The organism is Pseudomonas sp. NPDC089530 (assembly GCF_050280705.1).
In the GTDB taxonomy this organism is placed as follows: Bacteria; Pseudomonadota; Gammaproteobacteria; order Pseudomonadales; family Pseudomonadaceae; genus Aquipseudomonas.
The window spans coordinates 1-22,537 of record NZ_JBNNVU010000052.1; the positions used below are offsets into that span (position 1 = coordinate 1).

Below are 22,537 nucleotides of genomic sequence, written 5' to 3' on the forward strand. Positions count from 1 at the left end.
GCCGACTTCGCCCTGCTCAAGCTGTTCCTCGACCACCCCCAGGAAATCCTCGACCGCGACACCATCGGCAATGCCACCCCCAGGCGGATCTGCTTCAGGTAACGGGCGTAGGCACGCAGCAGCGCCACGTCGCGCCATGGCAGGCCGGCGGTCAGCACCAGGCGGTTGAAGGCGTCGTTCTCGGCATCGCCGCGCACGATGTGGACGAAAGCGTCCTGCAGGGTGTCGTTGAGCTGCTGGATGTCCAGGTTCAGGCCTTCGGCCGCGGTGAAGGCGAAGTCGTGGATCCAGAACTCACGGCCGCTGTTGTGGCGCAGGCGATACGGGAACTCACCGAGCACGCGCAGGCCGAGGTTTTCCAGGATCGGCAGCACGTCGGACAGCGCCAGCGGGGTGTCGGCGTGATACAGCTTGCAGTGCAGCAGCGGCTGGCTGGTGGACTGGGTCAGCGGCTGGTAGAAGCTCATCACCAGCGGGTTGGTGTCGGTCAGGCTCAGCAGATGCTGCATGTCGACCACCGCCGAATGCGCGGCGAAGCGCTCGCGGTAGCCGGCCGGGAAGCCTTTCGGGAAGTCGGCCAGAACGTTGGTGCCGTGGGCCTCGCCGAAGCTTTCCACCGTCAGGGCCGCGTAGTCGTCCTGCCAGCTGCGGCAGGCCTGGATCACTTCGTTTTCCAGCAGCAGCGGGTCGATGTCGATGCGGTTCTTCGGATCGACCCGCAGGATCAGTTGCACCCGCGCCAGCACGGACTCGGAGAAGAAGGTCCAGAACTCGCAGTCGCTGGCCTTCAGGCGATCCATCAGCACCTGCTGGATCTTCTGCCGCACTTCGGTGGAATAGATGTCGCGCGGCACATAGGCCAGGCAGTAGCAGAAACGGCCGTACGGGTCCTTGCGCAGGAACACGCGGATCTTGTTGCGTTCCTGGATCTGCACGATCGACATCACGGTGCTGAACAGCTCGTCGACCGGGGTCTGGAACAGGTCGTCGCGAGGCAACACTTCGAGGACCTGGGCCAGTTCCTTGCCCAGGTGCGCCTTGGCCTGGAAGCCGGAGCGCTGCTCGATGACTTCCACCTTGCGGCGGATATAAGGAATCACCCGCACGCTTTCGCCGTACACCGACGAGGTGTACAGGCCCATGAAGCGGCATTCCTTGATCACGTTGCCATCGGCGTCGATCTGGCGGATCGACACGTAGTCCGGGTAGGCCGGACGGTGCACGCGGCTCGGGTGGGCGGCCTTGGCGAACGACAGCGGCGTCGGTTCGCGCAGGTAGTTCACCGCGTAGTCTTCGATGCGCAGGTCGTCGACGGTGAGGCCGGCGCGCAGCAGCTTGGCCAGGCCGAGGAAGGAGCCCTGGTCGTATTCGATATGGCCGCCGTGGTGGTCTTCGCGCACCACGAACTCTTCATAGCCGAGGAAGGTGAAGTGGTTGCCCACCAGCCATTCCAGGAAGCTCTTGATCTCGCTCTTTTCGTCGGCGGCGATCTCGAACTGGCTGGCGTCGATGCCGGCGATCAGTTCCTGGACCTTGGCTTTCATCGGTTCGAAATCGGCGACCGCGACGCGGACTTCGCCCAGCACCTGCTCCAGTTCCTTGCCCAGCACATTGAGCTCGGCGGTGTTGGCGCAGCGGTCGATCTCCAGGTACATCAGCGATTCCTGGAGGATGCCTTCGCCCTGGGTGCCCTTGGGCAGGATTTCCAGCAGCTCGTTCTTGCTGCCGCGACGCACGCTCAGCACGGTGGTCTGCAGGGTGTGGATGCTGTAGCCGCGACGGTTCAGCTCGGTGCGGACCGAGTCCACCAGGAACGGCAGGTCATGGTGCAGGACTTCCACCGCGGTGTGGGTCGACTGCCAGCCATGACGTTCGTAATCGGGGTTGTAGACCCGCACTTGCGATTGCGCGTGGTCGAAGCGCTCAAGCAGGCGCCAGGCAGAAAGGGTGCAGCCCGCCAGGTCGGACAAGCGACGCTGGGTGAGTTCGTCCAGAGAAATGATGCCGAAGAATTGTTCAGCGAACAGCGCCACTTGTGGCAGTGCCTGTTCACTGATGTGCTGCGCCAGTGCCGCTTGCAGTTGATGCTGGAAGTCGGCCTTGCTGGCTGCGGTGAAGAACGCCATCTGTGGTACTCCGCTTGGGCTTGTTATTGAGTAAAGCGTCGCATGCAAATCCCCTTGCGGGGTTGTCGGTCATCCTGCTCCTGGATCTCGGGCAGAGGTCGCAGGACGACAGGGTGGTGAAGCTGTACGAGACGCTCAGGTCACATTCACCGATCCCGGATGGGCATCTGCAAAAGCGACTGCCCGGGTTCCCCCGGCAATGCCTTTACAGGTGCACATCCGTTGCGCAGCTTAACGAGAGCGGCAAGAGCGCTGCTTGCGGTGCTGCGACATATTCGGTCATTGGCAGGCAAAGCCTTGGACAACACTAGCAGCCGCTGGGCAAAACGGCGGCTGTCACGGGGCTTTGCGGCACTGGCGTACCAGAAACGAACCCGTACAACGACGCCGTAGCGACCTGTTCTCTGACACACAAGGCAGCAGAAATTTCCCCGGGCTGGCAGAATTGCGCTTTGTTCGCCCCGCTCCCCCACCGGAGCCAGACCCAGGACCCGTCCCATGCAAATGACCACCGCCCATCTGATCGCCAATCCCTGCGACGACGAAGAAGACAACATGGCCATGCTCTGCTGCCACAGCAACCGCGGCGAGATGTTCCTGATGACCCGCTACCCGGACGAGGACGAACTGGAGATCACCCTGGACGGCGAACCCTCGACCCTGGACGGGGTGAAAGTCACCCTGAGCCCGACCCGCCTGCTGATCGAGATCGCCGCCAGCGACGCCGACGCCCTCAACGGCAGCGACCACCTGGAGATCCTCCACAGCACCGCGGCGGCGGACCTGGCGGAAGTCGAAGAAACCCTGCGGAACATCCTCGAGGGCACCGGCACCTATATCAGCGAGCTTTGATTTACGAGCTCTGATCTACGAGCTTTGATTTACGAGCGGTGAGCCACCGACTGATTTCTTGACAAGGAATCAGCGCCCCGGCATTGTCTGACAACCTGACTTACGAGCCCCCTCCATGCTTCAGCTCCAGCGCCCCGACACCCTGGTCGAACGAGTGGTCAACGCCATCCGCAAGGAAATCGACTCCGGCCGCCTGACCGCCGAATCGCGCTTGCCCACCGAACAGCAATTGACCGAGCAACTGAACGTCAGCCGCTCGGTGGTGCGCGAGGCCGTGGCGCAACTCAAGGCCGACGGCATTCTCATCAGCCGCCGGGGGCTGGGTTCGTTCATTTCGCAAAACCCCAATGGCAGCGTATTCCGCTTTCCCGGCAAGAAGGGGCGCAAGCCCGATCTGGCGCAGATGTTCGAGATGCGCCTGTGGATCGAAACCCAGGCGGCGTCCATCGCCGCCCGGCGCCGCGACGAGGCCGACCTCAAGCGCATGCGCACCGCCCTGCAGGAGATGCACGACCAGCGCAGCGACTTCGCCGCGGCCGCCTTGGCCGACGTGGAATTCCACCGGGCCATCGCCGACGCCAGCAAGAACCACTACTTCGTCGCCTTCCATGATTTTCTCCGCGGCCAGCTGGCCGAAGCGCGGCGCACCGCCTGGGAAAATTCGGCGACCCATTCGGTCGGCGGTTCCGCCGATGCCGGGCGCGAGCACCAGGCACTGTACGAAGCCATCGCCGCCGGTGACCGGCTGCAGGCCGCCGCCTGCGCCGAAGCGCACCTGCGGGCCGCTGCCAAACGCCTGGCAATCGACTTGCCCGACCTCGATTGAAACCCTGAAACCCGCTACCTGGCGGACGCTGCCCCGCGGCGTCTTTTGTTTGCCCGACTTTGTCTGACAACCTGATTATCAGACTCCAACAAGAACCACCAAGGTGACACCTGCATGATCTATGACTACTGCATCATCGGCGGCGGCATCGTCGGTCTCGCCACCGCCATGGCGCTGCTGGAACGCCAGCCTGGCGCCTCGTTGCTGATCCTGGAAAAGGAGAGCGTCCTGGCCCGGCACCAGACCGGCCACAACAGCGGGGTGATCCACGCTGGCATCTACTATGCCCCGGGCAGCCTCAAGGCCGACCTGTGCAAGCGCGGCGCCCAGGCGACCAAGGACTTCTGTACCCAGCACCGGATCAGGTTCGAGGTCTGCGGCAAGCTGCTGGTGGCCTCCACGCCCCTGGAAGTCGAGCGCATGCACGCCTTGTACGAGCGCTCGCAGCAGAACGGCCTGAAGGTCGAGCGCCTGGACGCGGCCGAACTGCGCCGCCGCGAACCGAATATCGTCGGCCTCGGCGGTCTGTTCCTCGATGCCACCGGAATCGTCGACTACAAGCAGGTATGCGAAGCCATGGCCCGGGTCATTCAGGAGGCCGGCGGCGAAGTGCACCTGCGGACCACCGTGCGCGCCATCGCCGAAACCGCCGACAAGGTCACCATCAGTAGCGACGACAAGGTCTGGAGCGCCCGCCAGCTGGTGGCCTGCGCCGGCCTGCAATCCGATCGCCTGGCGGCCCTGGCGGGGGTCAGGATCGACCACCAGATCATTCCGTTCCGCGGCGAGTACTTCCGCCTGCCACCCGCGAAGAACGCCATCGTCAACCACCTGATCTACCCGATCCCCGACCCCGAGCTGCCGTTCCTCGGCGTGCACCTGACCCGGATGATCGACGGCAGCGTCACGGTCGGGCCCAACGCGGTGCTCGGCCTGGGCCGGGAGAACTATCGCAAGTTCTCCATCAACTGGCGCGACGTGGCCGAGTACGCCCGCTTCCCCGGCTTCTGGAAAACCATCTGGAACAACCTGGGTTCCGGCACCACGGAAATGAAGAACTCGCTGTTCAAGCGCGGCTACCTGGAACAGTGCCGCAAATACTGCCCGTCCCTGGAAGTCGACGACCTGCTGCCTTACGAGGCCGGGATCCGCGCCCAGGCGGTGATGCGCGACGGCACCCTGGTGCACGACTTCCTGTTCGCCGAAACCCCGCGCATGGTCCACGTCTGCAATGCCCCCTCGCCGGCCGCGACCTCGGCCATCCCGATCGGCCAGATGATTGCCCAGAGGATTCTCAACGCCCGTTGACCGCCGCTGCACGGGTGCCTGGCACCCGCTTGAAAATAACTACAAACAACAAGGAAACCTCAGATGTCCGTACATGAGGCGGCCCCGGCCGCGAGCGAAACGCCGCAACAGAAGCACAAACGCCTGCGCAAGGTCGCGGCCGCAACCATCTTCGGTTCGATGCTGGAGTGGTACGACTTCTATCTGTACGCCACCATGGCCGCCATCGTCTTCTCGAAGATCTTCTTCGATCCCGGCAACCCCACAGTGGCCTCGCTGCTGGCCTTCTCCACCTTTGCCATCGGCTTTATCGCCCGCCCCTTCGGCGGCATCCTGTTCGGCTACCTGGGCGACAGGTTCGGACGCAAGCAGGTGCTGGTCATCACCTTCTGCATGATGGGGGTGTGCACCACCCTGATCGGCCTGATTCCCAGCTATGCCTCGATCGGCATCTGGGCGCCGATCATCCTGGTGCTGGTGCGGATCATCCAGGGCCTGGGCGCCGGCGCCGAACTGTCCGGGGCGGCGGTGACCTCCTATGAGCACGCCAGCGAAGGCAAGCGCGGCAGCCAGGGAGCCTGGCCGGCGCTGGGCCTGAACCTGGGCCTGCTGCTGTCGTCGTTGACCGTCTACCTGCTGACCATGAACGGCAACGACTTCCTGCTCTCCGGTGGCTGGCGCATTCCGTTCATCTGCAGCATCGCCCTGGTCGGCGTCGGCCTGTGGGTGCGTCGCAGCATTCCGGAAACCCCGCAGTTCGAGAAGCTGGATAAAGAGATCGACCCGCACAGCGCCAAGGTCCAGGCCTCGCCCCTCAAGCTGCTGTTCAAGAACGACCTCAAAGGCCTGGCCGTGGTGCTGTTCGTCGCCATCGGCTACAACGCCCTGAGCTATATCTTCAAGACATTTTCCCTGGCCTACCTGACCCAGTACAAAGGCATCGAGGCCCATGTCACCTCGCTGTCGGTGACCATTGCCAGCCTGGTGGCGATCGTCGCCGTGCCCTGCTTCGGCTGGCTCTGCGACAAGTGGAGCAGCAAGAAGGTGCTGATGCTCGGCGGCCTGTGCTCGGCGCTGTTCGCCTATCCCTTCCTGAGCCTGCTCAATACCGGCGAGCCGCTGATGATCTACCTGGCCATCGCCATCGGCACCGGGGTCCTGGCCCCGATGATGTTCGCCCCCCAGGGCTCGTTCCTCAGCCGCCAGTTCCCGACCCAGACCCGCTCCTCCGGCTTCGGTACCGGCCGCGAAATCGGCACCGCCATCGCCGGCGGCCTGGCGCCCCTGGGCGGGCTGGCCCTGGTGGCCAACTCGGCCACCCACTCGACCGATGGCGTGGCGCTGATCCTCGCGGTCTCGGGCGTCATGGTGGTGGTCTTCGCCCTGTGCGACCAGGGGCGCAAGCACTCCAGCTTCAAGAACTGAGCCGCGGCCACTGACGCGCCGTGAGGGTGGCGCGTCAGGCACCTCTGCTCCCGGCCCGGCATTACAGTTATTTGCAGAAATTTGCCTGGTGCCGTTAGTCGCCGAGGGCCCGGATAGATTAAAGTAACGCCCCCAGCCCTGGCGTTATTCGAACGCCTTCGGTCACCCTCTGCAGGAACAGTCATCGATGGAACATCGTGAAGCGCTACTGGCGCTGCGAACCTTTCTTTCAACGCAGATTCTCGGCCAGGAAAAGCTCATCGAGCGCTTGCTCATCGCCCTGCTCGCCGACGGCCACATGCTGGTCGAGGGCGCCCCGGGGCTGGCCAAGACCAAGGCCATCAAAGAGTTGGCGGAAGGTATCGAAGCACAGTTCCATCGCATCCAGTTCACCCCCGACCTGCTGCCGGCCGACATCACCGGCACCGAAATCTATCGCCCGGAAACCGGCAGCTTCGTGTTCCAGCAAGGGCCGATCTTCCACAACCTGGTGCTGGCCGACGAAATCAACCGGGCCCCGGCCAAGGTCCAGTCGGCCCTGCTCGAAGGCATGGGCGAGCGCCAGGTCAGTGTCGGACGCAGCACCTACGAGTTGTCGCCGCTGTTCCTGGTGATGGCCACCCAGAACCCCATCGAGCAGGAAGGCACCTACCCGCTGCCCGAAGCCCAGCTCGACCGTTTCCTGATGCACGTGAAGATCGGCTTCCCCGACGCTGCCGTCGAGCGGCGCATCCTGCAGCAGGCCCGTGGCGAAGCCCTGAACGGCGAAATCAAGCCCGAGCGCCGGGTCAGCCAGCAGGCGATCTTCGCCGCGCGCAAGGAAATCCTCGGCCTGTACATGGCCGACGCGGTGGAGGAATACCTGGTGCAACTGGTGATGGCCACCCGCACCCCGGCCAAGTTCGACCCGGAGCTGGCCGAATGGATCGCCTACGGCGCCAGCCCCCGCGGCTCCATCGCCCTCGACCGCTGCGCCCGGGCCCACGCCTGGCTGGCCGGGCGTGATTTCGTCAGCCCCGAGGACATCCAGGCGGTGCTGTTCGACGTGCTGCGCCACCGCATCATCCTGTCCTTCGAAGCGGAAGCCGCCGGCATCGACCAGGACCGTGTGGTGCAGCGGATTCTCGACGTCGTAGCCGTCGCTTGACCCCGATGAACGCCAGCACCGTCGATGCCCCGGGCATCCGCATCAGCCTCGCCGAGCTGATCGAGATGCGCCATCGCGTGCGCGAAGTGCAGCTGTTTTCCACGCCAAGCCAGCGCAGCCCGCTGATCGGCCTGCACCATTCCAAGCTGCGCGGGCGCGGCGTCGACTTCGACCAGGTGCGGGTGTACCAGGCCGGCGACGACGTGCGCAGCATCGACTGGCGCGTCACCGCGCGCACCCAGGAACCCCACACCAAGCTCTTCCATGAAGAACGGGAACGGCCGATCTTCATCATGGTCGAGCAGAGCCGGCAGCTGTTCTTCGGCTCGGGGCTGATGTTCAAGTCGGTGCTCGCCGCCCAGGCCGCGAGCCTGATCGGCTGGGCCGCCCTGGGCCACAACGACCGGGTCGGCGGCCTGGTGTTCGGCAACAACGAGCACTACGAAATCAAGCCGCGGCGCAGCAAACAGAGCCTGCTGCAACTGCTCAACCGCCTGGTGCGGGTCAACCAGGCGCTGCACAGCGAGAGCGAACCGGAGCGCGACGCCCTGGGCACCGCCCTGCGCCGCGGCCGCGAAGTGCTGCGCCCGGGCAGCCTGGTGATCGTGATCTGCGACGAGCGCGCCCTGGGCGATGCCGCCGAGCAGCAACTGAGCCTGCTGTCGCGGCATTGCGATTTGCTGCTGATGCCGCTCTCCGACCCGCTGGACCACGCCCTGCCCGCCGCCGGCCTGCTGCGTTTCGCCGAACGCGGCGCGCAGCTGGAACTGGACACCCTCAACTACGAACTGCGCCAGGCCTACCGGGCCCAGAGCGAAGCGCGCATCGCCCGCTGGGAACTGCTGGCGCAGAAGCTGCGGGTGCTGCTGATGCCCCTGAGCACCCAGAGCGAAATGGTCGAGCAGCTGCGCGAATACCTGAACCCGCAACGCCCGGGGACCGCCCGATGAGCAGCCTGGAACAACTGCAACCGCTACTGGCCCCGCCCGCCATCGGCCTGTGGCCGCCGGCGCCGGGCTGGTGGCTGCTGCTGGCCTTGCTGCCGTTGCTCGGCTTCGGCCTGTGGCGGCTCAAGCGCTTCTGGCCGCGCCAGCATCCCCTGCCCCGCACCGAGCAACCCCTGGACCCGGTACGCCTGGCGGCCCTCGCCGAACTGGCGCTGTTGCCCAAGCCCTACGACGGCGCCCCCGCCGGCGCCTGGCTGCAACAGCTCAATGGCTTGCTCAAGCGTCTGTGCCGCAACCATTACCCCAACAGCCAGAGCCATACCCTCAACGGCCGCAAGTGGCTGGCGTTCCTCGACAACCGCTGTCCGGCGGCCGGCCTGACGCGCTGGATGGTGCTGGTGGAAGGCGCCTACAAGCCCGAATGCAAGCTCGACGACAAGGCCATCGCCGGCCTGACCCAGGCCGTGGAAATCTGGATTCGCAAACATGTTTGAGTTCGCCTGGCCGTGGATCTTCGCCCTGTTGCCGCTGCCCTGGCTGCTGCGGGTCGTGCTGCCGGTGGCCGACAGCGGCGAACCGGCGCTCAAGGTCAGCTTCCTCAACGACCTGGAAGGCCTGGCCAAGCGCCGCGCCCGGGCCAACCTGCCGGCCTGGCGCCAGCAGGCGCCGTTCATTGTCCTGTGGGCGTTGCTGCTGCTGGCCGCCGCCCGCCCGCAATGGCTGGGCGAGCCGCTGCCGGTGGCTGCCAGCGGCCGCGACCTGCTGGTGGCGGTGGACGTTTCCGGCTCCATGGACTTCCCTGACATGCAGTGGCAGGACGAGGACGTCAGCCGCCTGGGCCTGGTCCAGCACTTGCTCGGCGACTTCCTGGAACACCGTGAAGGCGACCGGGTCGGCCTGATCCTGTTCGGCAGCAAGGCCTACCTGCAGGCGCCGCTGACCTTCGACCGACACACCGTGCGCGTCTGGCTGGACGAAGCGAAGATCGGCATCGCCGGCAAGAACACCGCCATCGGCGATGCCATCGGCCTGGCGCTCAAGCGCCTGCGCCAGCGTCCGGCCCAGAGCCGGGTGTTGATCCTGGTCACCGACGGCGCCAACAACGGCGGCGAGATCGACCCGCTGACCGCCGCCCGCCTGGCCGCCGAGGAAGGCGTGAAGATCTACCCGATCGGCATCGGCGCCGACCCGGAGCAAAGCGGCACCCTGGGCTTCCTCGGCGTCAACCCGAGCCTGGACCTGGACGAGCCGGCGCTCAAGGGCATCGCCGAAGCCACCGGCGGGCGCTATTTCCGCGCCCGCGACGGCCAGGAACTGCAGGCGATCAAGGACACCCTCGACCAGTTGGAACCGGTGACCCAGCAACCGACCCAGGCCCGTCCGGCGCAGGCGCTGTACAGCTGGCCGCTGGCCGGGGCGCTGCTGCTGAGCATGCTGCTGGTGGTGCGCGAGCGCTGGCCGGAGCATCTGCTGCAACGCTTTTTCACCCGGGAACGCTTTCTGCAGCCCTTGCCCCACTGGCGCGAACGGCTCAAGCGCCTGCGCCTGCGGAGGCGTCGATGAGCGCGCCGTTCTGGGCCGAACTCTGGCCCCACTGGTTCCGCCCCGGGTGGCTGCTGCTGTTGCCGCTGCTCGGCTGGCTGCTGTGGCAGTTGTGGCACCGGCAGAAACGCGCCGGCCGCTGGCAGATGATCCTGCCACCCGCCTTCCATGCCGCCCTGCTCAGCGGCGGCAACGGTCGCGAAAGCAAACTGCCGTGGATCGCCCTCGGCCTGGCCTGGCTGCTCGCCGTGCTGGCCCTGCTCGGCCCCAGTTGGCAGCGAGTGGAGCAAACCAGCCAGAAACCCGCCGACCCGCTGGTGGTGCTGCTGGAGCTGACCCCGGAAATGCTCGCCAGCGACGTCCCGCCCAACCGCCTGGAGCAGGCCCGGCGCAAACTGCTGGATCTGCTGCAGGCCCGCAGCGACGCGCAGACGGCGATCGTGGTCTATGCCGGCAGTGCCCACACCCTGGTGCCGCTCTCGGATGACCTGGCCACCAGCCGCAACCTGCTGGAAGCCCTCAAGCCGTCGATCATGCCCCAGCCCGGGCATCGCGCCGACCTGGCGCTGCACAAGGCCTTGAAGCTGCTGGACCAGGGCGCGCTGGGCCAGGGCCGGGTGCTGCTGATTGGCTCGTCCCTCAGCGACCAGGAGCGCCAGGGCATTCGCCAGGCCCTCGGTGGCCAGGCGCCGCAGCTGTTGATGCTGGGCATCGGCAGCCGCCAGGGTTCGCCGGTGGCCCAGGAAGACGGCAGTTTCCTCAAGGACGACCAGGGCGCGATCCTCATGTCGCGCCTCGACGGCCCGGGCCTGAAGCAGTTCATCGGCAGTGTCGGCGGTCGTTACCGCCCGGCGCGCCTGGACGACAACGACCTGCGCGGCCTGGGCCTGCTCAAGGGCCCGCAGAACCTGCGCAACGACGGCCAGACCCTGCGCCTGGATACCTGGGCCGACCAGGGCTACTGGCTGCTGCTGCCGCTGTTGCTGCTGGCGGCCTGCGCCGGGCGCCGGGGCTGGCTGTTCTGCCTGCCGTTGCTGCTGCTCGCCGCGCCACAACCCAGCTACGCCTTCGACTTCAGCAACCTGTGGCTGCGCCCCGACCAGCAGGGCCAGCGCCTGCTGGAACAGCGGCGGCCCAGCGAGGCAGCCCGGCATTTCGAGGACCCGCAGTGGCAAGGGGTGGCGCTGTACGAGGCCGGCAACTACGCCGCTGCCGCTCAGCGCTTTGCCGAAGGCAGCGATGCCCGCGCCCACTACAATCGGGGCAACGCCCTGGCCAGGAGCGGTGAGCTGGAAGCCGCGCTGGACGCCTACGAACAAGCCCTGGAACTGCAACCGGAGCTTGCGGCCGCGCAAAAGAACAAGGCGCTGATCGAGCGCCTGCTGCAGGAAACCGAGCCGGCGCCACCGGAAGAACCGGCCAAGAACAGCAGCGACGACAACGACGAGACTCGCCAGCCGCCCCAGGCCGGCGCGGCGACCCAGGCCCCGGCCGCGCCGGGCCAGCCACCGCCGGACAACAGCCAATCGGCCACTGCCGAGACGGCGCCCGACGACGAAGTCGCCACTCCCGGCAACGACGCGGTTCCCGGCAGCGAACTGGGGGACGAGCAGACCACCACGCCGCCGCTGCGCACGGCCCAGGACAATTTCGACGGCGAACACCGTCAGGCACTGGAACAATGGCTGCGCAAGATCCCGGACGATCCGGGCGAACTGCTGCGCCGCAAGTTCTGGTACGAACAGCAACAACATCAGGATCAGGGAAAAATTCGATGACCCGCCGCACCACCCTCGCGTTCACGCTGCTGCTGACGCTGCTACTCGGCGCTTTCCAGGCCCGGGCCGAAGGCCTGCTCGCCAGTGTCGACCGCAGCCGCGTGAACTCCGGGGAAACCGTCGAACTGACCCTGGAATCCAACGACGTCACCCTGTTCGGCAAGCCCGACCTGACCCCGCTGCAAGCGCAGTTCGAGGTCCGGGGCACGCGCCAGGTCAACCAGTTGACCAGCCTCAACGGCGACAACCGCGCTATCACCCGCTGGATCATCACCCTGCTGCCCAGGACCACCGGCACCGTGGTGATTCCGCCCCTGCAACTGGGCAAGGTGCAGAGCCAGCCGATCACCCTGCAGGTGCTGCAAAGCGAAAGCCGCAGCGACAGTGCGCCGCTGGAACCGGTATTCATCGACGCCAGCCTCGACCAGGACAGCGTCTATGTGCAGGCCCAGGCCGTGCTGACCCTGCACATCTATCATTCGGTGTCGCTGTACGACGACAGCAGCTTGAGCCCGCTGCAGATCACCGACGCCCGGGTCGAGCAGCTCGGCGAGTCGCGCACCTATGAAAAGGTCATCAACGGCGTGCGCCACGGCGTGATCGAGATCCGCTACGCGATCTTCCCCCAGCACAGCGGCGTGCTGGAAATTCCGGCCCTGACCTTCAGCGCCACCCTGGCCGACGCCGCCATCCCCCAGGCCCCGGCGCCCCAGGGCCTGAAACCGGGCAAGCTAATGCACGTGAGCTCCGCGCAGATGCCGCTGACGGTCAAGGCCAAGCCCGCCGAATACCCCGCCGACGCGCCCTGGCTGCCGGCCCGCAGCCTGAGCCTGGGCGAAAGCTGGAACCCCGAGCCGGACCACAGCCAGGTCGGCGACTCCCTGACCCGCAGCCTGACCCTCAAGGCCGAAGGCCTGTCCAGCTCGCAACTGCCGCCACTGCCGGTAACCGAGGCCAACGGCCTGCGCAGCTACCCGGACCAGCCGCAACTGAGCAACCAGATCAGCGACCGCGGGCTGATCGGCAGCCGCGAAGACAGCCAGGCCCTGGTGCCGAACCGCAGCGGCAACCTCGAGCTGCCGGCGGTGGAAGTGGTCTGGTGGAACACCCATGAGGATCATCTGGAACGCAGCAGCCTGCCGGCGCGCACCCTGCAGGTGGCGAACAACCCGAGCCTGATGCTGGACACTCCGCCCGGCGCCTCGCCGGCCGGCAGCGCTGCCGACAACAGCACCCTGTGGATCTGGAAACTCAGCACCCTGATCCTGGCCTGCACCACCCTGCTCGGCTTCGGCCTATGGTGGCGCGCGCGCTGGCAACCGGCGATCCTGCGCGCCGTGCAGACCGGCCCCAGCCCACGGACCCTGCTCGACGACCTCAAGCGCGCCAGCCTGGCCAACGACCCCCAGGCCACCCGCCAGGCCCTCGACGCCTGGGCCCGCCAGCAACCGGAAACCCTGGCCGACATGGCCGCCCGGTTCGTGCCCCTGTCCGACGCCCTCGACGGCCTCAACGGCGCCCTCTACAGCGAAAGCGGCCAGTATTGGCAAGGCGAAGAACTGTGGCGCGCGATCCGCACCATCCCCATCACCGAACGCGTGCAGGCCCCGGTGGCCGACACCAGCAGCTTGCCGCCGCTGTATCCGAAATAACCCGGGACAGACCCGTTACGGCTTCTGATCCACGGTGACCTCCTGCCAGCTGTCATCGGGATCGAACCGCTTCATCGACTGCGCCAATTTATACCCCTCGGGTCCCAGGTCTTTCTCGAACACTTGGCCCTCATGGCTGATCATGAAACTCATCACCCCGGTGTCATCGTATTTCACCGGCCAGGCAATGAGGGCAAAGCCACGGCTCATCTTGTCGCCGATGAGGTAGCTGTAGGCACCACCAGGTGCCGAGGGACCTTGTCCCTCGAGGATGCGGAAGTGGTAGCCATGCCAATCTTCAGCGGCGATGGCATTGCCGAACAGCGGACCCAACGGGCTGAGTTGACCGCTATCGTCATCCGCCCAATAGAGTCCGTCGTGCTTGCCGGGAGTGCTGAAGATTTTCTGCGCATATTCGAGGGCGCCGTCACCGTCACGATCCACTGCCGCATAGTCCATCTGGGCGTCGTGATAGGTCAGCACCGATTGCAGCGCGGCCAGTTCGTTGCTACCGATGCGCCGCGTACGGACTTCGGCGCTACCGGCCTTGATGTCGAAGCGCCAACCCTGTTCGGTTTTTACCAGGGGTATCGGCAGTGTCCAGGGGTCACTGCCGACCGACAGGACAGCTTTGCCATTACTGGTCTTTTCAATGGCATGTCGCTCGCGGTAGAGCGTCAAAAATGCATCCACGTCGCTGCGCTGGACGCCACCTCGCGGGATGAAACTGCGCCAGTCTTCACCCAGCAGTTGCATCAGGCGTGCCTGATCGGCGTGTTGTGTACCCAATGCGTCGACGAACGCCTGAGCGGCCTTTTCCGGGGTTGGAAATGCCTGCTGTGCCGTGACGGCGCATGACCATGCCAGGCTGGCGCCGAGCATCAGGAGACGAGGGAACGAGCCCATGAATGCTTTCACTCGAGGAAGTTTTTTCAACGCCGACCCCCTCCTCTTTGGCGCATGGGAGCGCTGGACGGCCTGCTGACCTGATGGCCGGCGGATCGTGCAGCACTGGGGCGCATGGCGGATGCCTGGCTGGTTTGACCGCGGCGGGCCTGATCATTCGAGCGGGACGGCGAGCGCGCGCCGGCAAAAGCGTTATTGCGTGCACTGCCGGAGCTGGCGGTCGGGCGCGCTTGCGTTTCCTGGCGGCGCTGATTCGTCTGAGCGCTCTGTTGTCTGGGCTGCTGATTTTCCCGGGCGTTTCTGTCGGTGCCTTGGTTCCTGCCAGCGTCTCTCGGTCTGTCTGCCCCGGCTTGCATGCGATTGCCGACCGAGGGTGCGGACTCTGCTTTGCGCGCTTGATCACGGGCCTGGCGATTAGTGGTGGCCGGTCGTTCGATACCGTGCCTGTCCATTGAACTGCGGGCGTTTTCACGCGCCTGGGCGCGCTGGGCATCATCCCCTCGAAAGGCCTCGCGCTGATTGGCACCGTCCAGTTGTCGACCGTACTGTTCACGGCTCCTGCTGTCTCGATAGGGAACGCCATCGCGATGAATGGAGTTGTGCTGCCACTTGTTCTGGTTACTGTTGATCTGGTTGTTGCGATTGATGTTGTTGTAGCGGTCGACGTCGATGTCGATGTCGTTGTTGCCCCAGTCACAGTCGCCCCACAGCGAGGCGACGATCGCCACGCCGGTCCCGAACGCCAGCCCGGCCATCAAGGCTGATCCGGGATAATAAGCGGGGGGCGGTGGATAGTAGACGGGGGGCGACGCAGGGTAGGCCCAAGTGCCATAGGCAGTGGTCGGATTGTACGTGGGGACGTAGACCACTTGCGGGTCGGCAGGCTCAATGACGATGGTAGTAGCGCTCTTGGCAGGGGCTGCCGGTGCCGGTGCCGGTGCAGTCTGAACCGTCACGTTCTGATATTGGTTGCTCTGCAGGTTGCCTGCAGCTTGCGCCTGATGCCGCAAGCGTTGCACGCCGCCCATGACATCGTCGGGTTGTGCCAGGAAGGCATCGCCCAGACGCTGTACCCAGACAGGGTCCTGTCCCAGCGTTGCCAGGACCTGCGGGAAGGCCACCAGCGCCTGCACGCTCGGGTCCCAGGTCTGGTTCGCCACTTGTTTGACCGCATCATCGCCCTTGGCGTCCGGATGCGCTTTGGACCAGGTGACCGCCTCGGCGATTTCCCCGGGGTAGGTGCTGGCCATCAATACCTGTGCCAACAGGGGATCCGGGTATAGCGCAATGGGAGCCAGCATTTGATCCAGCTGCTCTTGGGTAAACACGACATCTTTGGCCGGTGCCGTCAGGGGGGCTGTAGCCGCAGCGTTTGCAGGCGCATCCTGTGTCTGCGCCAGGCAAGAAAAGCCACTGAGAACCAGTACAGCCGACACCGCGTAAAGTAATGAAATGCGCATCGCCCCACCTCATGTGGTCAGGCAGGCCTGAGAGGACTGGATCAATGTCAGAGAGTGAGAACGGCCGACCTCGATGACTCCGCTAAGGGTAGCAGACGCCCATGCTTTGGCCTCCCGCCGCGTGGAGATTGAATGCCTTGGTAGCCGGTCGCTAGTTGTCAGATTATCGCCCGGCTATTTTCAGAACTTCCCCATTCCTCAACGCGTGGCGAGAATGGGTTAATCCCTGCTCTCTTCCATTGAGCCAGGGCTTGCGTTGATCCCCTCCTATAGCCACCGTTTCCTGCTGGTCACCCATTTGCGCGGCACCTCGCTCCAGCCGACGCAGTGGCGTGGGCACTTGAATTCGATACTCGATCAGCAACTGGACAGCCGGTGTCAGTTGCTGTTTTACGATGACGGGCAGAATGAACTGGGCTGGCTTGTTCAGTCGGGTCAGGACTACCGCAGGCTTGATGACCAGCTGTCACGGCTGGCACTGCCCGACAGCCCCGCGCTGCGAGAAGCCGGCCTGTGGCTGGAGCGATTTGAATTGTTCGAACAGTACGAAGAACGCGGATTGAGCTCCGCATGGAGATGGTGCTGGAATCTGGTTGGCAAGATGCGACTGCGGGTATTGATGCGGGTGTGAATGGAGTGCCCGATATCTGCTATCGACTGTGGATTCAACCGGCCAACGCCAATCCCCCCAATCCATTCCAAAACCCCACCCTTACCTCACCGATTCGTGACTCCAAGTCAAAAGACTTTGGCCCGCCCACGGCTTAATCCCTCTCCTGCGGGTCGACATACTACGCCCCATCCCAACGACTGCTCGGCCACGGGCCACAGCCCTCGGCAGCGATCCAGTCGTCTACCCGCCTCAACCACCTGGAGCAGATTCATGAGTATTCCTTCCTTCGGCCTCGGCACTTTCCGTCTGACTGGCCAGGCTGTTATCAACTCGGTGAAGTCCGCGCTGGCGCTGGGCTATCGCGTGGTCGATACCGCGCAGATCTACGGTAACGAGGCCGATATCGGCCAGGCGATCGCCGAGAGCGGCGTACCGCGCTCCGAGCTGTTCATCACCACCAAGATCTGGGTCGACCACTACGCCGCCGACAAGCTGGTCCCAAGCCTGCGCGAGAGCCTGGCGAAGCTGCGCACCGGCTACGCCGACCTGACCCTGATCCACTGGCCGGCGCCGGGTAACGGCGTCGAGTTGCCGGAGTTCATGACGGCCCTGGCCGAAGCCAAGCAGTTGGGCCTGACCCGCCAGATCGGTATCTCCAACTTCAACATCGAGCTGACCAGGCAAGCCATCGAAGTGGTCGGCAAAGACCAGATCGCCACCAACCAGATCGAGCTCAGCCCTTACCTGCAGAGCAGCCAGCTCACCGGGTTCCTCAAGGAACAAGGGATCAGCGTCACGTCCTACATGACCCTGGCCTACGGCAAGGTGCTCAAGGACCCGGTGCTGGCCGAGATTGCCACCAAGTACAAGGCCACCGTGGCGCAAGTGGCGCTGGCCTGGGCCATGCAACTGGGCTACGCGGTCATTCCTTCGTCCACCAAGCCGGAGAACCTGGCCAGCAACCTGCTTGCCATCGGCCTGCGCCTGGACGACGAAGACATGGCCCTCATCGCCACGCTCGAACGCAACGGCCGCGAAGTCAGCCCTGAAGGCCTGGCGCCGGTCTGGGACCACGAGGAGCGCCCGCAATGAAATCCGGACGCGTCCTGTTTGCCCTGGCCATCGGTGCGTTCGGCATCGGCACCACCGAATTCACCCCCATGGGCCTGCTGCCGGTGATCGCCGAAGGCGTGGGCGCCAGCATTCCCAGCGCGGGCATGCTGGTCACCGCCTACGCCATCGGCGTGATGGTCGGCGCGCCGATCATGACCCTGCTATTCAGCCGTTTCGGCAAGCGCGCTGCGCTGATGATGCTGATGGGCATCTTCACCCTCGGCAACCTGCTCTCGGCCCTGGCACCGGACTACTACACCCTGCTCGCCTCGCGCCTGGTCACCAGCCTCAACCACGGCGCGTTCTTCGGCCTGGGCGCGGTGGTCGCCGCCAGTGTGGTGCCGAAAGACAAACAGGCCAGCGCCGTGGCCACCATGTTCATGGGCCTGACCATCGCCAATATCGGCGGGGTGCCGGCCGCCACCTGGCTCGGCCAGCAGGTCGGCTGGCGCCTGGCGTTCGCCGGCACCGCCGTGCTCGGCCTGATCGCCATCGCCGCCCTGTGGTACGCCCTGCCCAAGGGCGAACGCGGCAGCGTGCCGAACGTGCGCCGCGAGCTGGCGGTGATCGCCCGGCCGAATGTGCTGCTGGCCATGGCCACCACCGTGCTTGGCGCCGGAGCCATGTTCACCCTCTACACCTACGTGGCCCCGGTGCTGGCCGAACTGACCAGCGCGTCCGACAGCTTCGTCACCCTCGGCCTGGTGCTGATCGGCGTCGGCTTCACTATCGGTAACAGCCTCGGTGGCCGCCTGGCCGACTGGTCGCTGGACGGTTCGGCGCGGATCTTCCTCGGCGTCCTGGCTGCGATCATGGTGCTGATGCCGCTGGTGCTCGGCAGCCATATCGGCGCGGCCCTGGCCCTGCTGGTATGGGGCGTGTTCACCTTCGCCGTGGTCCCGCCGCTGCAGATGCGGGTGATGATCGCCGCCGCCGAAGCCCCGGGCCTGGCCTCGTCGATCAACGTCGGCGCCTTCAACCTCGGCAACGCGGTGGGCGCGGCACTGGGTGGTGCGGTCATCAGCCAGGGCCTGGGCTACGCCGCCGTGCCAGTCGCCGGTGGCCTGCTGGCCGCCTCGGGTCTGGTACTGGTGTGGCTCGGCGCACGCAACAAGGCGACCGATAGCGCCTTGAGCGACGCGGCATAAAAGCCCAACCGCAATAAAGCAACGATAGAAGGCCCGGACGTGCAGCGTCCGGGCCTTTTGTTATGGGGTGAGCGGCACGCGGCGTTAGATCGCTCGGCAGCATCGAGTTCCGAGACGGGCTTGGCTACCATGGGGGCCGGTTCATCAGGAGCGATTCAATGGAGCTGAAATTCAGTCACGTCGATGTACTGGTGCAGGATCTGGAAGCCGCCTGCGCCTACTACACCCAGATACTCAAAGCCCGGATCTCCAAGACACTCGTCTGGGAACGGGGCGGCCTGCACGTGCGCTACGCCGTCGCGCTGATCGGCCAGGAGCGTTTCATGCTGGTCCAGCCTCTGGCCGGCAACCTCAAGCAACTGCTGGACTCCGTCGGCGAGGGCATGATCTACCGCCACTGCTACTCGACCCCGGACATCGAGCTGGCCTATGACGAACTGATCGCCTCCGGGGTGCAGCCGGAAGACGAAAACGGCCAGCCGCTGACCCGCGCCAACCTGCAATCCCCTTCCGGGACCCGCATCATCTGGCTGCCCAAGCGTTTCGGGCACTTCTCCATCGAGATTCTGGAAGAGCGGACGCTGGAGGCATTTATCGAGGGGGCGTTTGCTTGAGAGGCGCGCGGTGCATGCCCTTCAGCCTTAACTGGCCATTGAAAAAAAGGCACAATGGCCGGCTTTTTTCGCGACAGGAAGTTCCCCATGCAACGGATTGTAATCCTGGGCAATGCCGGCAGCGGCAAATCCACCCTCGCCCGCGCCCTCGGCGAACGCCTGAACCTGCCTGTGGTGCACCTGGACACCCTGTTCTGGGAGCCCGGCTGGGTCGAACCCGATGCCGAGCAGTTCCGCACCCGGGTGCGCGACGCGGTCTCATCGCCGGCCTGGGTCTGTGAAGGCAACTATGCCCGGCGCACCTTCGACCTGCGCCTGCCCCGCGCCGACCTGATCATCTGGCTCGACACCCCGCGGCTCACCTGTTTCGCCCGGGTGATCATGCGCAGCATCATGAACCGCCCACGCCCTGACCTCGCCGCGGGCTGCTCGGAGAAGCTTGACCGAGAGTTCCTGACCTTCCTGAACTTCGTGTGGACTTTCGACCGTGGCTACCGCCCGGGTATCGAGGCGGTGCGCCTGGCCACAGGCCCGCAGGTTCCTACGGTGCATTTGCGCGGCGCGAGGGAGATCGCTGCATTTCTCGCTGACTTGTCCGCTCCCGCTGAAGCCTGCCCTGAATAGAGCGACTTGAAGGAACTTCTTGAGGCGACGTTTACTTGAGGCACCTGGGAGGCTCGTCCTTGATTTGGTGTTGCAGTGAGCGTTTTCAGGAAGTGCACTAGCAATACAAAAAACGTTCCCGGGAACACCTCAACGGATCGGTTACTCCGGAATTCCGGTCACCGTATGCACCACGCGCATTGCACAAGGAGGCCGCGCCCCTTCTGGGTCGAGCTGTTCACATTTCTTCAGCAGCGGATAGGCATCGGCAAACTTCATAGCCGCCACCTGCTCGGCGTGCTGCTGCGAAACGAAGCAATGCTCGAACCGGTAAGCGGCATACACCTCGGGCAGCAAAACCGGATAATCGTAAACCTCATCGACGATACTCTTTAGCACCTGGGACATCTGCCCGTTAAGTCCGGGGGAAATTTTAGCGAGCAGATCTTCCTTGGCGACACCCGCCTGCCTGGCCTCAATAGCCTGCTTCGACGCAGCGATGGACGCCTGCATTCCCTGTGGGAGCGGGCAGCTAGGTGCCGCCAATGCCGAGGCCGAAACCATGCAGCTCAGTAAAGTGAAGACAGCGGCCATCCTTGTCATGGAGTTTCCTTGCTTGTAGTCGGCATTGTCGAAAAGAGGCGGTGGATATTAACCGATGGCAGAAATTAAGGTTCACATGAACAACCAATCGAAGCTGGAAATTGAGAGTGCCGTTTATGACGAGTTTCTAGGCCTTTGGAGCCAAGGAAAATTCGAGAAGCAGCGCCTTGGCCAGGCTTTCTACAATCATTTTCGCCTGCATCAACTCACCAACCAGGCTTATCTGCAGGGTCTCTATGAGGCTGACGGTGAGAAGGCGTTGCTCGCGATCACTCGCCTTTTTCAAATCAAGTGATCGCTCTCTATCTCCGAAAAAGTGTGATGTCCACTGTGGGCAGCAGCTCTTTATGAGCGGCGGAAATCGGCCTACCCCCGCCATCCCCACTCAAACCACCCACATCCGACCGTTGATCCGACAACCCACCCTCGCCCCAATAAAAACATATTTTTATGCCTATATTGATATTGTCGAACGTTCCCACTCACACGAGGGTGCCGTCATGAATATCAAGACCCTGGCTCTGATCCTCCTGGCTTTCTGTGCGCAACCGGTCTGGAGCCAGACACCTCCCGCCGCCCCGCCCGCCGCCGAGAGTCCGGCGCTGGCCACGCGCCTGGCGCTGCGCGATCTGTGGGTGGAGCATATTTTCTGGATTCGCAGCTACGCGCTCGCCAACCAGGCCGCCGACCGCCAACAAGCCAGGGTGGCGGCGGACCAGGTGGTCGACAACGCCACGAAGATCGCCAATAGCATCGCCCCGCTCTACGGCCAGCCGGCGGCGGACCAGTTGCTCAAGTTGCTGGCCGGCCATTGGGGCGCGGTGAAACACTACAGCGATGCCACGGTGGCCAAGGACGCCAAGGGCAAGCAGGCCGCGGTCACCGAGCTGACCAGCAACGCCAAGGCGATCGCGGCCTTTCTGGCCGGCGCCAACCCCTACTTGCCTGAGGCCACGCTGGTGACGATGTTGTCCGCCCATGGCGGTCATCACATGGCGCAGATCGATGAGTTCGCCGCCCATGACTTTGCCGGCGAAGCACGGACCTGGCAGATGATGCGCACTCATATCCTGGCCCTGGCCGACGCCTTGGGCGGCGCGCTGGTCAAACAATTCCCGGACAAGTTCTGAGACCACGAGGACATCACATGCTGGAAGGATTGGGCCGCACCCAGCAGGACTTGCTCAATGCACTGCTGCACCAGCCGGGGGGCATGAGCATCGACGAGCTGGCCGAGCATCTGGCTGTCACGCGCACCGCGATTCGCCAACACCTGGCGGCGCTGGAGCGTGACGGCCTGGTGCTGCGCGGCGACACCCGGCCGACGGGGCGGCGGCCGGAGCAGCTGTACCGGCTCACCGACCACGCCAAGGAGCAATTCCCGCGCCAGTACCAGATGCTCGCCAGCGTGCTGATCGATGAAGTCGCCGACATCATCGGCCCCGAGGCGCTGATCACGCTGATGCGCAACCTGGGGCGAAAACTGGCCCGGGACCGCGAGCGCGAGGTGGTCGACGAAGCCAGGATCGTGCAGCACATGAACCAGGTGGGCTACGAAGCCGAGGTATTCTTCCGCTCCTCGGGCACCCCGGAAATCGTCGCCCACAACTGCGTGTTCCATCGCCTGGCCGCGGCCCATCCGGTGGTCTGCGAACTGGACCTGGCGTTGATCGGAGCGCTGGGCGGCGCAGAGGTCGAGCACGCCGAGTGCATGCTCCGCGGCGGTCATGTGTGCCGCTTCAGACTCCAGCCAGTGGAGCCTGGGGACAGCCCGCCTGAGCAGTAGCCGACAAAGGCCGCACCATCAGAGCCCCCCCACAACCGATTTGCCAGTAAACTCTCCTGCCTCACGCCGCGGTCACCTTCTTTTTGCGGCCCACCCGATTGTTTGCGGA

21 protein-coding genes and 2 pseudogenes are annotated in these 22,537 nt (G+C 64.8%); 19 read left to right on the plus strand and 4 right to left on the minus strand.

The window, feature by feature from the left end:
* Positions 1–87, plus strand: a pseudogene (locus tag ACQKQA_RS19075) (DNA-binding response regulator); the annotation flags it as partial.
* Here ACQKQA_RS19075 and ACQKQA_RS19080 read toward each other — a convergent pair.
* Positions 57–2,126, minus strand: a pseudogene (locus ACQKQA_RS19080) (NAD-glutamate dehydrogenase); the annotation flags it as partial. The pseudogenes ACQKQA_RS19075 and ACQKQA_RS19080 sit on opposite strands and share 31 nt — an antisense overlap.
* A 498-nt stretch (positions 2,127–2,624) precedes the next feature.
* On the opposite strand from ACQKQA_RS19080, the gene ACQKQA_RS19085 reads away from it, so the two are divergent.
* The 10 genes from ACQKQA_RS19085 (at position 2,625) to ACQKQA_RS19130 (ending at position 13,582) form a co-directional block, all read left to right on the plus strand.
* Positions 2,625–2,978 carry a hypothetical protein gene (locus ACQKQA_RS19085; RefSeq protein WP_427560854.1) on the plus strand — a complete coding sequence of 118 codons (354 nt, stop codon included), beginning with the start codon at positions 2,625–2,627 and terminating at the stop codon, positions 2,976–2,978.
* Positions 2,979–3,093: 115 nt separating this feature from the next.
* Positions 3,094–3,804, plus strand: a complete 711-nt coding sequence (locus ACQKQA_RS19090) for a FadR/GntR family transcriptional regulator (protein ID WP_427560856.1) — start codon at positions 3,094–3,096, stop codon at positions 3,802–3,804.
* A gap of 114 nt (positions 3,805–3,918) precedes the next feature.
* The gene (lhgO, locus tag ACQKQA_RS19095) at positions 3,919–5,112 is read left to right on the plus strand and encodes an L-2-hydroxyglutarate oxidase (RefSeq protein ID WP_427560859.1); all 1,194 of its coding nucleotides are present in this window, start codon (positions 3,919–3,921) and stop codon (positions 5,110–5,112) included.
* 63 nt (positions 5,113–5,175) lie between these two features.
* Positions 5,176–6,516 carry an MFS transporter gene (locus ACQKQA_RS19100; RefSeq protein WP_427560861.1) on the plus strand — a complete coding sequence of 447 codons (1,341 nt, stop codon included), beginning with the start codon at positions 5,176–5,178 and terminating at the stop codon, positions 6,514–6,516.
* A 187-nt stretch (positions 6,517–6,703) separates the two neighbouring features.
* The gene (locus tag ACQKQA_RS19105; protein WP_427560864.1) at positions 6,704–7,663 is read left to right on the plus strand and encodes an AAA family ATPase; all 960 of its coding nucleotides are present in this window, start codon (positions 6,704–6,706) and stop codon (positions 7,661–7,663) included.
* Positions 7,664–7,668: 5 nt separating this feature from the next.
* Complete coding sequence (locus tag ACQKQA_RS19110) at positions 7,669–8,613, plus strand: DUF58 domain-containing protein (protein ID WP_427560866.1); 945 nt, start codon at positions 7,669–7,671, stop codon at positions 8,611–8,613.
* Positions 8,610–9,104 carry a DUF4381 domain-containing protein gene (locus ACQKQA_RS19115; RefSeq protein WP_427560868.1) on the plus strand — a complete coding sequence of 165 codons (495 nt, stop codon included), beginning with the start codon at positions 8,610–8,612 and terminating at the stop codon, positions 9,102–9,104. Before ACQKQA_RS19110 ends, ACQKQA_RS19115 begins: the two co-directional genes overlap by 4 nt.
* A complete protein-coding gene (locus tag ACQKQA_RS19120) occupies positions 9,097–10,173 on the plus strand; it encodes a vWA domain-containing protein (protein ID WP_427560870.1) in 1,077 nt (358 codons plus the stop codon). The genes ACQKQA_RS19115 and ACQKQA_RS19120 overlap by 8 nt, the downstream gene beginning before the upstream one ends.
* A complete protein-coding gene (locus tag ACQKQA_RS19125) occupies positions 10,170–11,930 on the plus strand; it encodes a VWA domain-containing protein (RefSeq protein WP_427560872.1) in 1,761 nt (586 codons plus the stop codon). The genes ACQKQA_RS19120 and ACQKQA_RS19125 overlap by 4 nt, the downstream gene beginning before the upstream one ends.
* Entirely contained in the window at positions 11,927–13,582 is a 1,656-nt protein-coding gene (locus ACQKQA_RS19130) for a BatD family protein (protein WP_427560875.1), read from the plus strand. Before ACQKQA_RS19125 ends, ACQKQA_RS19130 begins: the two co-directional genes overlap by 4 nt.
* 15 nt (positions 13,583–13,597) lie before the next feature.
* Here the strand turns inward: ACQKQA_RS19130 and ACQKQA_RS19135 are convergent, their stop codons facing one another.
* Both ACQKQA_RS19135 and ACQKQA_RS19140 read right to left on the minus strand, forming a co-directional pair.
* Positions 13,598–14,488 (minus strand): DUF2950 domain-containing protein, encoded by an 891-nt coding sequence (locus ACQKQA_RS19135; RefSeq protein WP_427560933.1) that lies wholly within the window; start codon positions 14,486–14,488, stop codon positions 13,598–13,600.
* 26 nt (positions 14,489–14,514) lie between these two features.
* Positions 14,515–15,948: a DUF3300 domain-containing protein gene (locus ACQKQA_RS19140; RefSeq protein WP_427560878.1), complete on the minus strand. Its 1,434-nt coding sequence runs from the start codon at positions 15,946–15,948 to the stop codon at positions 14,515–14,517.
* Between the two features lie 256 nt (positions 15,949–16,204).
* Here ACQKQA_RS19140 and ACQKQA_RS19145 point away from each other — a divergent pair, with 256 nt between their 5' ends.
* The 5 genes from ACQKQA_RS19145 (at position 16,205) to ACQKQA_RS19165 (ending at position 20,060) form a co-directional block, all read left to right on the plus strand.
* Positions 16,205–16,579: a hypothetical protein gene (locus ACQKQA_RS19145; protein WP_427560881.1), complete on the plus strand. Its 375-nt coding sequence runs from the start codon at positions 16,205–16,207 to the stop codon at positions 16,577–16,579.
* A gap of 252 nt (positions 16,580–16,831) precedes the next feature.
* The gene (gene dkgB, locus ACQKQA_RS19150) at positions 16,832–17,653 is read left to right on the plus strand and encodes a 2,5-didehydrogluconate reductase DkgB (protein WP_427560883.1); all 822 of its coding nucleotides are present in this window, start codon (positions 16,832–16,834) and stop codon (positions 17,651–17,653) included.
* A complete protein-coding gene (locus tag ACQKQA_RS19155) occupies positions 17,650–18,822 on the plus strand; it encodes an MFS transporter (protein ID WP_427560886.1) in 1,173 nt (390 codons plus the stop codon). Before dkgB ends, ACQKQA_RS19155 begins: the two co-directional genes overlap by 4 nt.
* Positions 18,823–18,980: 158 nt before the next feature.
* On the plus strand, positions 18,981–19,436 hold the full coding sequence (locus tag ACQKQA_RS19160) for a VOC family protein (RefSeq protein ID WP_427560889.1): 456 nt from the start codon (positions 18,981–18,983) through the stop codon (positions 19,434–19,436).
* 87 nt (positions 19,437–19,523) lie between these two features.
* Complete coding sequence (locus tag ACQKQA_RS19165) at positions 19,524–20,060, plus strand: AAA family ATPase (RefSeq protein WP_427560891.1); 537 nt, start codon at positions 19,524–19,526, stop codon at positions 20,058–20,060.
* 141 nt (positions 20,061–20,201) lie between these two features.
* On the opposite strand, the gene ACQKQA_RS19170 is transcribed toward ACQKQA_RS19165, so the two are convergent.
* Positions 20,202–20,642 carry a hypothetical protein gene (locus ACQKQA_RS19170; protein ID WP_427560894.1) on the minus strand — a complete coding sequence of 147 codons (441 nt, stop codon included), beginning with the start codon at positions 20,640–20,642 and terminating at the stop codon, positions 20,202–20,204.
* A gap of 76 nt (positions 20,643–20,718) precedes the next feature.
* Here ACQKQA_RS19170 and ACQKQA_RS19175 point away from each other — a divergent pair, with 76 nt between their 5' ends.
* From ACQKQA_RS19175 to ACQKQA_RS19185, 3 genes are all read left to right on the plus strand, one after another.
* Entirely contained in the window at positions 20,719–20,937 is a 219-nt protein-coding gene (locus tag ACQKQA_RS19175; RefSeq protein ID WP_427560936.1) for a hypothetical protein, read from the plus strand.
* 205 nt (positions 20,938–21,142) lie between these two features.
* A complete protein-coding gene (locus ACQKQA_RS19180) occupies positions 21,143–21,772 on the plus strand; it encodes a hypothetical protein (protein WP_427560896.1) in 630 nt (209 codons plus the stop codon).
* Positions 21,773–21,789: 17 nt separating this feature from the next.
* Positions 21,790–22,428: a helix-turn-helix transcriptional regulator gene (locus tag ACQKQA_RS19185; RefSeq protein WP_427560899.1), complete on the plus strand. Its 639-nt coding sequence runs from the start codon at positions 21,790–21,792 to the stop codon at positions 22,426–22,428.
* Positions 22,429–22,537: the final 109 nt, after the last annotated feature.

Excerpts from the sequence above, each read along its gene's own strand:
- ACQKQA_RS19105 (WP_427560864.1), top strand. The coding sequence starts at position 6,704 with ATGGAACATCGTGAAGCGCTACTGGCGCTGCGAACCTTTCTTTCAACG.
- ACQKQA_RS19090 (WP_427560856.1), top strand. The coding sequence starts at position 3,094 with ATGCTTCAGCTCCAGCGCCCCGACACCCTGGTCGAACGAGTGGTCAAC.
- ACQKQA_RS19120 (WP_427560870.1), top strand. The coding sequence starts at position 9,097 with ATGTTTGAGTTCGCCTGGCCGTGGATCTTCGCCCTGTTGCCGCTGCCC.
- dkgB (WP_427560883.1), top strand. The coding sequence starts at position 16,832 with ATGAGTATTCCTTCCTTCGGCCTCGGCACTTTCCGTCTGACTGGCCAG.
- ACQKQA_RS19135 (WP_427560933.1), bottom strand. The coding sequence starts at position 14,488 with ATGGGCTCGTTCCCTCGTCTCCTGATGCTCGGCGCCAGCCTGGCATGG.
- ACQKQA_RS19160 (WP_427560889.1), top strand. The coding sequence starts at position 18,981 with ATGGAGCTGAAATTCAGTCACGTCGATGTACTGGTGCAGGATCTGGAA.
- ACQKQA_RS19125 (WP_427560872.1), top strand. The coding sequence starts at position 10,170 with ATGAGCGCGCCGTTCTGGGCCGAACTCTGGCCCCACTGGTTCCGCCCC.
- ACQKQA_RS19170 (WP_427560894.1), bottom strand. The coding sequence starts at position 20,642 with ATGACAAGGATGGCCGCTGTCTTCACTTTACTGAGCTGCATGGTTTCG.
- ACQKQA_RS19140 (WP_427560878.1), bottom strand. The coding sequence starts at position 15,948 with ATGCGCATTTCATTACTTTACGCGGTGTCGGCTGTACTGGTTCTCAGT.
- ACQKQA_RS19175 (WP_427560936.1), top strand. The coding sequence starts at position 20,719 with ATGAACAACCAATCGAAGCTGGAAATTGAGAGTGCCGTTTATGACGAG.
- ACQKQA_RS19185 (WP_427560899.1), top strand. The coding sequence starts at position 21,790 with ATGCTGGAAGGATTGGGCCGCACCCAGCAGGACTTGCTCAATGCACTG.
- ACQKQA_RS19165 (WP_427560891.1), top strand. The coding sequence starts at position 19,524 with ATGCAACGGATTGTAATCCTGGGCAATGCCGGCAGCGGCAAATCCACC.
- lhgO (WP_427560859.1), top strand. The coding sequence starts at position 3,919 with ATGATCTATGACTACTGCATCATCGGCGGCGGCATCGTCGGTCTCGCC.
- ACQKQA_RS19085 (WP_427560854.1), top strand. The coding sequence starts at position 2,625 with ATGCAAATGACCACCGCCCATCTGATCGCCAATCCCTGCGACGACGAA.
- ACQKQA_RS19115 (WP_427560868.1), top strand. The coding sequence starts at position 8,610 with ATGAGCAGCCTGGAACAACTGCAACCGCTACTGGCCCCGCCCGCCATC.
- ACQKQA_RS19100 (WP_427560861.1), top strand. The coding sequence starts at position 5,176 with ATGTCCGTACATGAGGCGGCCCCGGCCGCGAGCGAAACGCCGCAACAG.
- ACQKQA_RS19110 (WP_427560866.1), top strand. The coding sequence starts at position 7,669 with ATGAACGCCAGCACCGTCGATGCCCCGGGCATCCGCATCAGCCTCGCC.
- ACQKQA_RS19155 (WP_427560886.1), top strand. The coding sequence starts at position 17,650 with ATGAAATCCGGACGCGTCCTGTTTGCCCTGGCCATCGGTGCGTTCGGC.
- ACQKQA_RS19180 (WP_427560896.1), top strand. The coding sequence starts at position 21,143 with ATGAATATCAAGACCCTGGCTCTGATCCTCCTGGCTTTCTGTGCGCAA.
- ACQKQA_RS19130 (WP_427560875.1), top strand. The coding sequence starts at position 11,927 with ATGACCCGCCGCACCACCCTCGCGTTCACGCTGCTGCTGACGCTGCTA.